Genomic DNA, 14,611 nt, shown 5'->3' on the forward strand with positions numbered 1-14,611 from the left:
CAACGCGCGCGCTGCGGTGCCCATGCCCGACAGCAAACCACCGCCGCCGATGGGTACAACCAGCATATCGAGCGATGGTATGCTTTCCAGCATTTCAAGGGCAACCGTCCCCTGCCCTGCGGCAACAGTGGGATGGTCACATGGATGAACGAACGTCAGGCCTCTTTCAGCTTCCAGCAATCGGGCATGCTTGTACGCGTCATCGAACGTTTCCCCATGCAAAACGACCATGCCGCCGACGCTTTCGGTCTGCATGACCTTCACCGTCGGGGTTGGAATAGGCATGACAATCGTCACTGGTATTCCAAGTCTCGTCCCATGATAGCTTAACCCCTGGGCATGATTGCCAGCCGAAGCCGCGATAACACCCTTGGACCTTTGTTCTTGCGTTAACAGCAGCAATGCGTTCAACGCGCCGCGCTCTTTATAAGCAGCGGTGAACTGAAGATTTTCAAACTTCAGATAAATATTGGCCCCTGTCAGTTTCGAAAGGGTCTGGCTGTGCAAGGTCGGCGTGGCCACAATCGAATCGCGGATTCGGTCATGGGCGGCGCGGATGTGATCGAGAGTTAATAAATCAGACATAGCGTGCGGCCCTATCGCATCTGGCGTTGTGTGAAAACAAACATTAAGAACCCGTCATGACTAGAATTGCTTTCATCGGTTTGGGCGTCATGGGCGGCCCTATTGCGCGTCACCTGAAACAGGCGGGGCATGAATTGACGGTTTACAACCGTTCGCGTGCCAAGGCGGAGGCTTGGGTTGCGGCCCACGGCGGAACGATCGCCACTTCGCCGGCCGAAGCCGCGCGCGAATCCGAAGTTGTAATTTCCTGCGTTGGCACCGACGATGATCTCGCCGGCGTAACATTGGGCCGTGACGGGGCATTTGCGGCGATGGCAAAAGGCGGTTTGTATATCGACCACACGACGGTGTCGGCACGAATTGCAAGGCAATTGGGCGTCGAGGCGAAATCACGCGGACTTCTGGTCGTTGATGCGCCACTGACCGGCGGACAAATCGGCGCTGAAAACGGAACATTGTCGATTATGTGCGGCGGCAGCGAAGCTTCAATGGATGCCGCCCGTCCAATCATGGAGCCCTATTCGAAGCGCATCGTCCATGTCGGCGGCCCCGGTACCGGACAGACAACCAAGATGTGCAACCAGATCGCCTTTGCCGGGGTCATCCAATCCCTGTCCGAAGCGCTACGTTTCGCCCAGTCGGCGGAACTTGATGTCGGCAAGGTCTATGAAGCGATATCCGGCGGCGCGGCACAAAGCTGGCAAATGGACAATCGCTGGGCCACGATGGCGGAAGACAAATTTGATTTCGGCTTTGCCGTGGACTGGATGCGTAAAGACCTCGGCCTGGCGTTTGAAGAGGCCCGCGCTTTGGGCGCGACGCTGCCGATTACCGCACTAATCGATCAGTTTTACGCCGATGTGCAGCAAATGGGCGGCGGTCGCCTTGATACCAGTGCCATTGTAAAAAGGTTGCCAAAGGGATGATCAACGAAACACAAAATCCTCCCCGAAACGGGGAGGTGGCGCGCGCGAAGCGCGTGACGGTGAGGGCCCTCAAACGCGCACGACATGCATGGCTAAAAGCCCCCTCCACCAAGCTCCGCTTGGTCCCCCTCCCCGTTCCGGGGAGGATTCTAGCGCTCGCCCTATTCACTACTGCAACCCCGGCCTTCGCCGATGGCCTGGTCGAAAATGTCAACGGCATCACGCTGGACGCCGATGGCAAAGTCATCCGCTTTAACGCCATTCTCATCGGCAAAGACGGCAAGGTCACCGAGCTTTTGTCCAAAAAAGACAAATTGCCACCACAACTGGATTTTCGTCATGACGGCAAAGGGGCGACGATGTTGCCGGGGTTGATTGACGCGCATGGCCATGTCATGCCACTGGGTTTCCAGTTACTCACGCTCGATCTGTCCGCCACCAACAGCTTGGCCGAAGCGCAAGCCGCGATCCGCGACTATGCCGCGAAGAATCCGGAACGACTGTGGATTATCGGGAGCGGATGGAATCAGGAAAAATGGGGCCTCGGTCGTTTCCCGACTGCCGCAGACCTCGATACCGCAGTCGCCGACCGGCCGGTCTGGCTCACGCGCGTTGACGGCCATGCAGGATGGGCAAACAGCCGCGCAATGGAAATCGCCGGTGTGACGGCGGCGAGCAAATCACCTCCCGGCGGGCGTATCGAGCTTTCGGGCGGCAAGCCCAACGGCATCTTTGTCGATGCCGCGTTCAAACTCGTCGGTAAATTTGTCCCCGCGCCCAAACCAGCCGAACGCGACGTCGCCTTAGGCGAAGCGCAGAAGAAACTGCTCTCGCAAGGCATCACCGCCATTGCCGACATGGGTACAACGATGGACGCTTGGCAAAGCTATCGCCGCGCGGGCGATGGCGGCTGGTTGTCGATACGGATTTTCGGCTATGCAGGCGGAATCGATGCTATGGTCACCATCGCAGGACCGCGCCCGACGCCGTGGCTCTATGATGACAAGCTCCGTCTCGGCGGGGTGAAGCTGTTTCTCGATGGCGCACTGGGCAGCCGGGGCGCCTGGCTCAAGAAACCCTATACCGACGCGCCCGGTCAGACTGGCCTGCAACTTCTGGCACCCGCAGAAATCCGAAACCTGATGGTTCGCGCATCGATGGATGGTTTTCAGACCGCCGTGCACGCCATCGGTGACGCCGCCAATGCTGAAGTCATCGGCGCGGTCGAGGAACTCGCCGAAACCTATAAGGGCGACCAACGCTGGCGCATCGAGCATGTACAGATCGTCGACCCGGTCGATCTGCAAAAGCTTGGTAAGCATGGCATTATTTCATCGATGCAGCCCGTTCACCAGACATCCGACCGGACGATGGCAGAGGCAAGGCTCGGACAGGAACGACTGGCTGGCGCTTATGCATGGCAATCCATCGCCAAAGCCGGCGGCAAACTCGCATTCGGATCGGACGTTCCGATTGAGTCCGCTGACCCCTTCGCTGGCCTCGCCGCCGCGATCACCCGCGAAGATGCGGCGGGACAACCCTTTGGCGGATGGCGTCCCGAAGAACGGGTTACACGCGAACAGGCGCTTGCCGGCTTCACGACAGGGGCCGCTTATGCTGCGTTTGCCGAAGGCAAAGTGGGTTCCTTGACCCCTGGCCATCATGCCGATTTCATATTGATTGATGTAGACCCCTTGCTTGCAAGCCCTGCGGAATTGCGTAAAGCGGTGGTCAAAGAAACCTGGGTCGGCGGAAGACCGGCTTTTCAAAACACAGCGGTAACCGCCGCTGAAAAACAGAATGATGGAGAGAGACGATAATGGCACGCGCATGGACTTTGGCTAGCCGTCCGGCAGGACTTCCCAACGACAGCAACTTTGCAATGATCGAAACACCCGAAGCCCCTTTGGGTGACGGCGAGTTTCAGGTTCAAAATAGCTGGCTGTCCGTTGACCCTTATATGCGCGGCCGCATGAACGATGCGAAAAGCTATGCCGATCCGTTTGCGCTCGGCGCCCCGATGACAGGCGGCGCGGTCGGCACTGTCACGGCCAGCAATAATGTCGATTTCCCCGTAGGCGCGAAAGTGTTGCATATGGGCGGCTGGCGCGACAGCGTCGTATTGGGCGGCGGCAACACACCGCCGGCAGGAATGCCGCCGGTGAAGCTGCCTGATTTGGGCGTACCTGACCAGCATTGGCTCAGCATCATGGGGATGCCGGGCGGAACTGCTTGGTTCGGGTTGCTCAAGGTTGCCGAAGCCAAGCCGGGCGAGGTTATTTTCGTATCGGCTGCAGCTGGTGCGGTTGGCTCGACCGTCACGCAGGTTGCCAAAGCCAAGGGCATGAAAGTCATCGGTTCAGCAGGTGGCGCGGACAAATGCGCTTGGGTCAAGGAACTCGGCGCCGATGCCGTTATCGATTACAAGGCAGGCAAGGTATTGCCGCAATTGATGGCCGCGCTGAAAGACATGGGCGAAACCGGCATAGATGTATATTTCGACAATGTCGGTGGCGAACATTTCGACGCGGCACTGGCCACTGCGAAAGAATGGGCGCGCTTTGCCATTTGCGGGATGATTGACGTCTATAACGACTTCAAGGCGCAACCGATGCAGTATTTGCCGATGATTATCGGCAAGCGGATCACCATCAAGGGCTTCCTCTACCCTGATTTTTACGCACAGGTCCCCGAATTCAACGCCGATATGGCGGCGCTCATTACATCGGGTGCGGTCAAAGGGCGTGAAACGGTGAAAGAAGGCCTTGAAAAAGCGCCAGAGGCTTTCCTCGGCCTTTTCAGCGGCGAAAACACAGGAAAGATGCTGGTTAAACTGTAAGCGATATACGGGCGGCCATGGTCAAGGCCGCCCTATGTGGCAATTTTGCCGCAGTTTTTCGAATTGTCGCATTTAGTGGTTGCAATCAGGTGACCTGTTTCCCCATTTGATTTAGCGTAGTCTCAAAGAGGCTTAACAAGCGGGAGAGTATGATGTCGAAAACCTTCACTGTAACCAGAACTGTGCTTGCAATTTCAGCAGCCGTCGGGGCTTTGGCCTTTCCGGCGATTGCGTTTGCGCAAGATGCCGAAACCGCAGACACATCCGAAGATGAAATCGTCGTAACCGCGCAAGGCCGGACGCAGCTTCTTTCCGATGTTCCCGTCGCGATTTCCGCAGTCAACGCAGAAACCCTGCAAAACAGTGGCGCGAATGACATTCGCCAACTTAACCAGGTTGCGCCGTCATTGCTGGTTTCCTCGACAGGTTCGGAAGCGAACGGTTCGGCCCGTATTCGCGGCATTGGCACCGTGGGCGACAACCCCGGCCTCGAAAGCTCGGTTCCCGTTTTCATCGACGGTGTATACCGGTCGCGTTCGGGTATCGGTTTGAATGAACTCGGCGAAATTGACCGGGTCGAAGTGCAGCGCGGTCCGCAAGGCACCTTGGGCGGACGCAACTCTTCGGCCGGTCTGATCAGCATCTATTCGAAGAAACCAAGCTTCACATTCGGCGGCAGCGGCGAGCTGACCTACGGCAATTTCGATTTCATGCGCGCAGCGACAAGCTTTACCGGACCGATCACCGAGCAGCTCGCCTTTCGGGTTGACGGCGTTTATGTAAAGCGTGACGGCTTCTACACGGACGACCAGAATGGCCGCGACGTCAACAACCGCGACCGGTATTTCCTGCGTGGACAGTTGTTGTTTGAACCCTCCGATGCGCTGTCGGTCCGTGTGATTGCAGACTATACCTATCGTAAAGAAGAATGCTGCGCGGCGACTTATGTAGATGGCACGGTCAATCCGTTCATTGGCAATCTGAACAACCCTGCCAACCCGTTTCTCCAACCCGGTGCGACACCGGCACGGACCAACGACAATGGCAATAACATCATCAACGTGTTGCGCGATCTGGGCCAGCCACTTGCCGCCTTCAGCCAAGGCTATGGCCGCAATATCTCGGTCAGCGCCAATCGCGTGTTCACCGGCGAAACCAAGGATTACGGCCTGTCGGGCCAGATCGATTATGATTTCGGCGGCGCAACGCTGACGTCGATTACGGCATATCGCCAATATCGTTCGGGTCAGGCATCCGATACCGATTATAGCGAAGTCGACATTTTGTACCGCGCGCCGAGCGACGATGCATATCGCCAGTTCCACACTTTTACACAGGAGCTGCGCTTGCAAGGCGAGGCGTTTGGCGGAAAGCTAGACTGGCTGGTTGGCGGATTCTACGCCAATGAAAAACTGACGGTGCGTGATAATCTCCGCTTCGGCAATCAATATGGCCGCTTTGCAACTTGCCGCATCATTTCAGGTGGCGGTCTGTCTGGACTGTATTCACCTACAAATCCGTCTTGCGTATTGCCCGGTGTAGGTCCAGCAACTCTGGCTGGCGCAACCGGCGCGTCGGGTGCGGACATTGTCGCGGCATTTACCCGGCTTGATAGCCTGAATGATCTGGGCACGACCAACGACCGCTATTTCCAGAATGGCACCAACTGGGCCTTGTTCACGCATAACATCGTGCACATTACCGATACGCTCGATCTAACCTTGGGCCTGCGTTACACCAGCGATAAAAAGCGGTTCAATGCGACCTTTGGCAATGACAATAATGTATGTACCGCCGTTCAGGGCCTTGTTCTGGACGACCTGACGACCACGACGGCCGGAACAGCATCGCAAATCGGAACCGCACGCGCATTGGCCGGTGCCCTTATCGGCCTTAGCTGCCAAGGCAATTCCACAGCCGAGCTTAACGGCGTATCCATCAATGATCGCCGCAGCGAAGACGAATTCACCGGTACGGCAATCCTGTCATGGAAGCCAATCGACGATCTGTTGCTGTATACCAGCTTCGCCCGTGGATATAAGGCAGGCGGTTTCAACCTTGATCGCTCGGCGCTAAAATCGCCCATATTGCCCTTCGCCGCTGTTGGCGGTGCACAGGCGTTGGTGGGCAATTTGCAATTCGACCCTGAATTGGTCGACAGCTATGAATTGGGCGCGAAATATTCAACCGGCCCATTCAGCCTGAGCGTTTCCGCGTTCCGTTCGGATTTCTCGAACTTTCAGCTGAACACGTTCAACGGTACCGTTTTCCTCGTTCAAACAGTAAATGGCTGTAGCAATCTGGTCGGCGGCCCTGCGGCCGATACAGACCTGAGCGCCGCGACGGGAACCTGCGCTACGGGCGATGTGACTTATGGCGTTCGTACACAGGGTGTCGAATTGGAAGCCGCATTGGTTCCGGCTCGCAACTTCAGAATCGCAGCCGGTCTGACTTATGCCAGCACCAAATATGAAGATGATTTGGTGGGAACAAAATTGGGCACTGCTCTGGACCCTGCCCTTCGCAAATTGCCTGGTGACAACCTGTCCAACGCGCCTGAAATTGTCGCCACAACAAGTGTCACCTGGACCCCGGATATCGGTAGCAGCGGGATGAGCGGACTGGTGTACATCGATGGCCGCATGACCAGCGATTACAACACCGGCTCTGACCTTTTCCCGCAGAAGGAGCAAAATGGCTTTGCCGTATTCAACGCCCGTATCGGCCTACGTGGTCCGGACGAGGCATGGGGCATCGAATTGTGGGGCCAGAATATCTTCAATCAGGACTATGCCCAAGTCGCATTCAATACGCCATTCCAGGCAGGCACAACGGCAACACCGTTTCTTGACCCCCAATTCCCCGGTGGCCGTCAGGTGTTCTCGCACTTCCTGGCCGAACCAAGGACCTATGGCATCACGCTTCGCGGCAAGTTCTAACACTCCCTTTCGGGAAAACAATAAAGGCCCGCAGCGATGCGGGCCTTTTTTTTGCGCGGAACCCGGGGGGATAACGTTGCCGAGGTGCCATTTTTCGTCAAAAGGAAAAAGACAAGAAGGTATAAGAAGTGCAGTTCCTATCTAAAGGTCCGGCCATTTATTTCTTTTTGTCTTATTCCTTTTGACGAAAAATATCTCACCCCAGTCGCTATAAAATCCCTTCTGCCCGTCGCCCTGCACTTGTTTTAGGGTGACGGTGGATTACAACCCGAGTTAGCGAGTACGGCGCAACTTTCACGGCGGCGCCATCACGGGCTAGGCAAAAGCCTTCAGCTTCCGAAGCCAACCCCTAAAAATCCGGGCATCGGACCGTTCCAACCGTTGTCGCTCTCGGTTTCCGCCGCCTTTTGCGCGGGAGCAGGCTTTTCGCGTGCGGGTTTCTTTTCAGCCGGCGCCGTGGCTTTCGGCGCTGCTTCAAGCTCTACATTGTCCGCCTGGGGTTGCACGACCGCAGCCTTGCGGGTGCGTTTGACGGGCGTTTTTTCTTCCTTCACAGCGACCGGTGCATCTTCTTTGCCCAACCGCGTGATTTTATTACCGATCAGCTTCTCGATATTCTCGATCGCTTCCTCGTCCGCTTTGGTAACGAAGGTAAAAGCTTTACCCTTTGCCCCTGCCCGCCCGGTGCGTCCGATGCGATGGACATAATCATCGGGATGCCATGGCGCATCGAAATTGAACACATGGCTTACACCCTTTACGTCCAATCCGCGGGCCGCAACATCCGAGGCAACCAGAAAATCAATGTCGCCATTTTTGAAAGCTTCGAGTTGTTTTTGGCGTGATGCCTGATCAATGTCGCCATGAATCTCGCCCGAGCGCAAGCCGTGGCGTTGCAGGCTGGTGTTTAGCTCGCGCACGGTTGTCTTGCGGTTGCAAAAGATAATAGCATTCGATGCCTGTTCGCTGCGGATCAGATCGCGCAAGACATCGCGCTTTTTCATCGGGGATACGTTGACCAAAAACTGTTCGATATTCGTATTGGCGGTCGCAGGGCGCGCCACTTCGATATATTTGGGGTTCGTCAGAAACTTGTCCGCCAGTTTCTTGATCGGCGGCGGCATTGTTGCCGAAAACAGCAAAGTCTGGCGCGTGGTCGGCAATTTGGTGCAGATATGTTCGATGTCGGGAATGAAACCCATGTCGAGCATTCTGTCCGCCTCGTCGATGACCAGCATCTCGCATCCGGTCAGCAATATCTTTCCGCGTTCGAACAGGTCCATCAGGCGTCCGGGTGTTGCAATCAACACATCGACGCCCTTTTCAAGAGCCTTGACCTGATCGCCCATTTGCACGCCGCCAATGAGCAACGCCATGGAAAGCTTGTGATATTTACCGTATTTTTCGAAATTCTCGGCGACTTGGGCGGCGAGTTCGCGGGTTGGTTCCAAAATCAGACTGCGCGGCATCCGCGCGCGGGCGCGGCCACTGGCCAGCACATCAATCATCGGCAAAACAAAGCTTGCCGTCTTGCCTGTTCCGGTTTGTGCAATGGCGATAATATCGCGCATCATCTGCACTTGCGGGATTGCGGCGGCCTGAATTGGGGTTGGCTCATCATAGCCAGCCTCGGTAACAGCCTTCAATAATTCATCAGACAAGCCGATATCGGCAAAACGCATAAGATTGTTCCGGAAAAGCGACATATGCCAAACAACGGCGCGCAAACGCGTCTTGGCCTGCGCGGCCTTTGGTCTGTAACCACGCAAATGTCAAGGAATTTGGCGGTATCGCGACTGCAGGTCAGCGGGGAATGAGCAACCTGAACTTGTCGACCTCGCACTTTGCGCCCGTGCGGGCGTGCAGCAGGTCACGGTCGATGCATAATTTGCCATCATATGGCCGTTCCATATAAGCCCCTGCATAAAATTCACGCGCGAGACAACCGTCACCCAGATAAGCCCGGATCAGCACACCATCGCGTGTCAAAAGCTCCAAAGTATCTTTGGGGCCTGGACGGGATCCGGCCAATTTGTCGATCCACAGGCATTTCCCGATTTTCTGTTCCCAATACCGGATTTGGCTGGCCGGTTTGGCCCGCCCCGCCGGGGCATTCAAAGGGGCAAAGGATTGACTGGGCAACCGGACGATAACCCGTTGATCCACCCTGACCTGATGGAATATGGTTTTTAACCGCAGAATCGGGGCAAACAGATTGTCCGGCCGATCCACTTCGATTTGCGCCGAAGCATCGCGGGACACCATCATGAAACCGATCGTTAAAATTACTATGGCCAATACTACGCGCAAGAGACGATCCGGTATCAAGTTGAAGTTTGAAAGGCTTTAGTCGATAGGGTTGAACAGGATATGAATTGGGCAACTGTTCGTCGCTGTCAATCTTTTGGAATCCAACGTGCCAAATATAGATGCTTTGTCGGAATTAAAGGAATATTTAGGCCCGAAGGGCTTTTCCGACGATCCTGATATTCTCGCCCCTTGGCTGACCGATTGGCGTGGCCGGTTCACCGGTCGAGCCGCCGCGCTCATTTCCCCTGCGAACAGTACCGAAGTCGCCCACGTGGTTCGCATTTGCGCGCAACACGGCGTCGCGATTGTACCGCAGGGCGGAAACAGCGGCATGGTCGCCGGTGCCACTCCTGACAAAAGCGGTGAACAGATTATCCTGTCCTTGCGCCGAATGAACAGGTTGGAACCGATTGACCCCGATAGCGGCCTTGTCCGATGCGACGCTGGCGTCATCCTTCAGAATTTACACGAAGCGGCGGCACGCCAAGGCCGCAGATTCCCTCTGACCCTGGGTGGCAAGGGGTCGGCAACCATTGGTGGTCTTGTGTCAACCAATGCGGGGGGCACACAGGTGCTGCGTCACGGAACCATGCGCACCCTGATCGCCGGGGTCGAGGCTGTGTTACCCGATGGTTCAGTATATGACGCAATGGCACCGCTCAAAAAAGACAATCGCGGCTATGACCTGAAGCATCTTCTTATCGGCGGTGAAGGCACGATTGGCATTGTGACCGCAGCGGTCGTTCAAACCGTTCCCGCATTGCTGGACCGGTGCGTGATATGGGCCGGTGTGGACAGTCCGGATCAAGCATATCGGATGCTGGTTTTTATGCAGACGCGGGCGCGGGACCGGCTGGAGGGATTCGAAATTCTTCCCAGCCATGCCCTAGAATCGGTCATCCGGCACATCGCAGGAACACGCGCACCTTTGGAAACGAAGCACCAGTGGCACATATTGATGGAATTGGTGCAGGATCACCCGACGCAATCTTCTCCCGCCGCGCTGGCGTCCGATTTGCTGGAGGACGCCATCCAGAACGGTTTGATCGAAAATGCAACGCTGGCCAGCAGCGAATCACAGGCCGACGCCTTTTGGAAAATTCGCGATTCCATTGCAGAGGCCGAGCGCGCGGCGGGCCCCGCGCTGCAACATGATATCAGCGTTCCGATCGACGCTATGGCCAAATTTATCGAATCGGAATCTCCGGCCATCGAAAAACGCTGGCCGGGAACCAGCATTGTTGCCTTTGGCCATTTGGGCGACGGCAATATCCATTTCCATGTCAAAGCACCGCACGGTATCGATGTTGATCTGTGGTACGCAGGCGATGCGAGGGCGATAACCGCCTTTGTGTACGATCGGGTCAGCAGCTATAAAGGGTCATTATCGGCCGAACATGGCATTGGTCAGGCAAAAATAGCGGAATTTGAACGCCTCACCGACGAAGTCCGCTTGGCGTCTTTGCGCGCCATCAAAAACGCCCTGGACCCCCGCGGTATAATGAACCCGGGCAAGCTTGTTCCGCTTGCGAAAGTGGTTGTGTCCGACTAAGACCCGCAGGAATTTTTGTCGCAATAACAACATATGGAGTCTCCCATGGCCACCGCGCCCCAAGCTACCAACCTGCCACTTCTGTATCAGGATCTGGTTCCTCTCAACAGCAACGAACATGCAACATGGAAATCGCGCATGCTCGAAAACGCCAAGTTCATGGATGGCCAACACGCTATCCCTTTGACGATTGAGGAATTTGTTTCCGCTTCGCGTAATTATCCCATCATTTTCTCGGCCAGCGAAACCCCTGTTCCGCTGGTGTTGATGGGAATGAATGAAGGCGTGAATACGTTCATGAACGACGAAGGGCAATTTGATCGTCCTGTCTATATTCCCGCTTATATTCGCCGTTATCCTTTCATGCTCGCAAAATTGCGTCCTGATACGGACGAATTGTCACTTTGCTTTGACCCGACATCTGGCGCGGTTGGTGAATTTGAAGAAGGTAACGACCTTTTCAATGGCACCGATCCCAGCGACAACACAAAGGCGATCCTCAAATTCTGCGAAGACTTTGAAAATGCCGGCGCACAAACCCATGCTTTTGTTGAAGAATTGAAAAAGCTTGACCTTCTTATGGACGGTGAAGTCTCTATCCAGCAAGAAGGCCAGGAAAAGCCGTTTGTATATCGCGGTTTCAAAATGGTGGACGAAAACAAGCTGCGCGAACTGCGCGGTGATGCGGTTCGCAAGTTGAACCAGAATGGCATTCTTGCGTTGATCCACGCACATCTGTTCTCGCTTCAATTGATGCGCGAAATCTTCTCCCTGCAGGTTGCACAAGGTAAAGTGCCTCAGGTAGCTGAATTGCCCGCCAACTAAGCTAAACCCGTTTTATCCCCGCCAATTTATCAATGTATAATTTGGCGGGGATTTAACTTTCAGTGTTGGCTATAGCCGACCATCTGCAGCGCATTTGCACGCGCAAAGAACAAATCAAGCGCCTCATCGGGCAGCATTTCTTTCAACAACGTCTCGAATTCAGGCCGTGTCTCGACATTGGCCAGACCGATTGCCTGAATAAGTACCATTTCATCCACGCTCGCGCCGCCACAACATGGCTTGAAAATCGCAAAAGGCTGAGGCCAGATTTGCGTCACCACTTCCATCAACAGACTAAACTTTAATGCGGCATGCGGACAGCCCAGATACCCCAGAATTCTCTTGTACGGATCATGTGCCGCTCTTCGCAGGATACACCAGCACCGCGCAGCAAGAATGTATCGGGCGTCGACAGACCGCATATCGAGAAGTCGTGGATTTTCGGGCATGAATAAGTTGACGAGCATGATGACCTCCTGCTGCACGAGATTTATTGATAACCATTCTCAATAGCAAATGTTTTTTTGTTAAATCCCGACTTTGCTGGAAAAGTCGCAAATTATTCTTTTTGTGGGCTTGATTTTGCACCCCATCGCCCCCATTCTTTGGACAGGACGAAAATATCCCCTCCCATTTTCGTCCTATCGGTGCCGTCAGGCGGCACCACCTCCCTGAACCTTGGCCACCCCGAATTTATTCGGGGTGGTTTTTTCTTGGGGGACCAGGATAGGGTATGAAAAGCCTGCTATTCAGCCGCAATCAAAGTGGCCGAACCCAGCGCCTGATCCGACAATGACCGCACAAGATTGCCAATCAAGGCTGACATCGATGGCAATAATATGCTGGGTTCCCGCAAGGTCGAGTCGAGATACAATGATCGATCCACCTCCAGCTGCAAGGCATGGATGTTCCCTTTGGGCTTGCCATGGCGCCGCAAAATATGTTCGCCGGAATAAGGATGATTGAGCGCGGTCCGGAAACCGGCAAGCTGTATTTGCTGGATAAGAAGCTCTGAAAAAAGCGATGCCGAACTCTGCCCGAACCGATCACCCACCACAAAATGCGGAGGACCGCCTTTGGGGACATTCCGGATAGGCGGCATGCTGTGCACATCGAGCAGCAACGCGATCCCGAATTTTTTGTGCATCTGCTGCAAAATATCGGCGATGGTTGCATGATATGGCTGATGAAAACTGGTTATTCTGCCTTGAATATCATCAAGATCAAACTGCCCCTTCCAGATATCGCCCTCATCGGTCAAACGACGCGGGATCAGTCCCAACCCTCCGCGCTGTTTTGCGCCCGGGGGTGGATAATCGGCGGGAATAGCGTCCCGAACCATTTCGACATCGATGTCATTTTCGGCACGATTAAGGTCAATCCATGCCCGCGCGCGATGGGCGACAATCGCAGGAAAGCCAAAGCCAATAACTTTACGCAACAGCAGATCGGCATATCTGTCTTCCAACCGTACCAGCGATTCCTTTGGAAGGCGCATCGAACGAAAGACTTTGTCCGGATAGTCGCGGCCGGCATGGGGCACCGAAACCAACAGCGGGATCGATAGCGACGGACATCCGTAGACCGCATATCCGCTGTTTTCGATAAGCTCCATAAGTTGACTTCCTTATCCCTTATCGATCTCTTGCCACATTTTACCGTATTTGGTGCAAAAAATTAAATCTCTGTGCGTATGGACGTCTGGCATAAAGTAAAGTTGATCCCGAGGATAAGAAAAGGACGTTTGATGACCCGTATCTTGCTTGCAGAAGATGAACAGGCAATGCGCGAATATCTGGCGCGGGCGTTGGAACGTTCGGGCTATGAAGTCGTCTCGGTTGACCGGGGCACCGAAGCCGTGCCGCTGTTGGAAAACGAACATTTCGACCTGCTATTGACCGACATTGTTATGCCCGAAATGGACGGCATTGAGCTCGCACGGCATTGCAGCAAAGTATCACCCCAGACCGAAGTCATGTTCATTACCGGGTTTTCCGGCGTCGCCTTGCGCGCTGGCGAATCGATGCCGAACGCGAAAATCCTGTCCAAGCCGTTCCATTTGAAAGACCTGGTGCTCGAAGTAGAGCGCCTGTTTGCAAAGGAAAGTTTCAGCGAACTTAAATAGGCTTGAATGATACGACAACCCCCGCTAGAGGCTGCCGCAGCGTGGGCGTATAGCTCAGTGGTAGAGCACTGTGTTGACATCGCAGGGGTCGCAAGTTCAATCCTTGCTACGCCCACCATTTTCTTGCCAGAATCATGATAAATCCAGATCCGCTTAACAAGTGGACTTATTGTCTCGTATTTTCCGTCACTTACGAGGACGATCAGGGCTGGTGCTTGGGCAGAGACCATTTGCAGTCACGAGATATCAAGATATCTGGTCGATTTTCTCTGGGGCCTACTTTCTTGGCACCACTTTTGGGAAAACTCGAACTGCCGGTTACGCTGACGCAAATCCGAGGAATTTGCGCTGGTCTTGCCAACCAAGGGGAATGTCGCTGCATCTGTCCCCCGTCAGCATTCAATAGACACACTGGCTGCATAAAATAGGAGAGTGTTTTGGGTTCATCGTAGTGACTGTAAGGAACGAAGATGAACGCAAAACACTCAAAGCCATCTGCTGGGGCGGTGG

At 54.9% G+C, this 14,611-nt stretch carries 12 protein-coding genes and 1 tRNA gene; 8 read left to right on the forward strand and 5 right to left on the reverse strand.

Going from position 1 to position 14,611, the window contains the following annotated elements; all coding sequences use genetic code 11:
• Window positions 1-585 (reverse strand): pyridoxal-phosphate dependent enzyme (locus ACKVOS_RS08025; protein WP_409211495.1); only part of this gene is annotated, 585 nt, incomplete at its 3' end.
• 56 nt (window positions 586-641) lie between these two features.
• Between ACKVOS_RS08025 and ACKVOS_RS08030 the strand changes: the two genes are divergently transcribed.
• The 4 genes from ACKVOS_RS08030 (at window position 642) to ACKVOS_RS08045 (ending at window position 7,289) form a co-directional block, all read left to right on the forward strand.
• On the forward strand, window positions 642-1,511 hold the full coding sequence (locus ACKVOS_RS08030) for an NAD(P)-dependent oxidoreductase (protein WP_409211496.1): 870 nt from the start codon (window positions 642-644) through the stop codon (window positions 1,509-1,511).
• Window positions 1,508-3,331 carry an amidohydrolase gene (locus ACKVOS_RS08035; RefSeq protein WP_409211497.1) on the forward strand — a complete coding sequence of 608 codons (1,824 nt, stop codon included), beginning with the start codon at window positions 1,508-1,510 and terminating at the stop codon, window positions 3,329-3,331. Before ACKVOS_RS08030 ends, ACKVOS_RS08035 begins: the two co-directional genes overlap by 4 nt.
• Window positions 3,331-4,350 (forward strand): NADP-dependent oxidoreductase, encoded by a 1,020-nt coding sequence (locus ACKVOS_RS08040; RefSeq protein ID WP_409211498.1) that lies wholly within the window; start codon window positions 3,331-3,333, stop codon window positions 4,348-4,350. The genes ACKVOS_RS08035 and ACKVOS_RS08040 overlap by 1 nt, the downstream gene beginning before the upstream one ends.
• A 152-nt stretch (window positions 4,351-4,502) precedes the next feature.
• A complete protein-coding gene (locus ACKVOS_RS08045) occupies window positions 4,503-7,289 on the forward strand; it encodes a TonB-dependent receptor (RefSeq protein WP_409211505.1) in 2,787 nt (928 codons plus the stop codon).
• Between the two features lie 329 nt (window positions 7,290-7,618).
• Here the strand turns inward: ACKVOS_RS08045 and ACKVOS_RS08050 are convergent, their stop codons facing one another.
• Together ACKVOS_RS08050 and ACKVOS_RS08055 are read right to left on the reverse strand one after the other, a co-directional pair.
• Window positions 7,619-8,971, reverse strand: a complete 1,353-nt coding sequence (locus tag ACKVOS_RS08050) for a DEAD/DEAH box helicase (protein ID WP_409211499.1) — start codon at window positions 8,969-8,971, stop codon at window positions 7,619-7,621.
• 121 nt (window positions 8,972-9,092) lie between these two features.
• Window positions 9,093-9,587, reverse strand: a complete 495-nt coding sequence (locus ACKVOS_RS08055; RefSeq protein ID WP_409211500.1) for a hypothetical protein — start codon at window positions 9,585-9,587, stop codon at window positions 9,093-9,095.
• A gap of 118 nt (window positions 9,588-9,705) precedes the next feature.
• On the opposite strand from ACKVOS_RS08055, the gene ACKVOS_RS08060 reads away from it, so the two are divergent.
• Together ACKVOS_RS08060 and ACKVOS_RS08065 are read left to right on the forward strand one after the other, a co-directional pair.
• Complete coding sequence (locus ACKVOS_RS08060; protein WP_409211501.1) at window positions 9,706-11,151, forward strand: FAD-binding oxidoreductase; 1,446 nt, start codon at window positions 9,706-9,708, stop codon at window positions 11,149-11,151.
• Window positions 11,152-11,196: 45 nt separating this feature from the next.
• Entirely contained in the window at window positions 11,197-11,976 is a 780-nt protein-coding gene (locus ACKVOS_RS08065; RefSeq protein ID WP_409211502.1) for a SapC family protein, read from the forward strand.
• Window positions 11,977-12,035: 59 nt separating this feature from the next.
• On the opposite strand, the gene ACKVOS_RS08070 is transcribed toward ACKVOS_RS08065, so the two are convergent.
• Both ACKVOS_RS08070 and ACKVOS_RS08075 read right to left on the reverse strand, forming a co-directional pair.
• Entirely contained in the window at window positions 12,036-12,443 is a 408-nt protein-coding gene (locus ACKVOS_RS08070) for a hypothetical protein (protein WP_409211503.1), read from the reverse strand.
• Between the two features lie 278 nt (window positions 12,444-12,721).
• Window positions 12,722-13,591 (reverse strand): N-formylglutamate amidohydrolase, encoded by an 870-nt coding sequence (locus ACKVOS_RS08075; RefSeq protein ID WP_409211504.1) that lies wholly within the window; start codon window positions 13,589-13,591, stop codon window positions 12,722-12,724.
• 132 nt (window positions 13,592-13,723) lie between these two features.
• Between ACKVOS_RS08075 and cpdR the strand changes: the two genes are divergently transcribed.
• Together cpdR and ACKVOS_RS08085 are read left to right on the forward strand one after the other, a co-directional pair.
• Entirely contained in the window at window positions 13,724-14,101 is a 378-nt protein-coding gene (cpdR, locus tag ACKVOS_RS08080; RefSeq protein ID WP_373475260.1) for a cell cycle two-component system response regulator CpdR, read from the forward strand.
• A 43-nt stretch (window positions 14,102-14,144) separates the two neighbouring features.
• Window positions 14,145-14,219: transfer RNA gene (locus ACKVOS_RS08085), tRNA-Val, on the forward strand.
• Window positions 14,220-14,611: the final 392 nt, after the last annotated feature.

Origin of the sequence: Sphingorhabdus sp., from assembly GCF_046154385.1 — a bacterium.
GTDB lineage: Bacteria > Pseudomonadota > Alphaproteobacteria > Sphingomonadales > Sphingomonadaceae > Sphingorhabdus_B.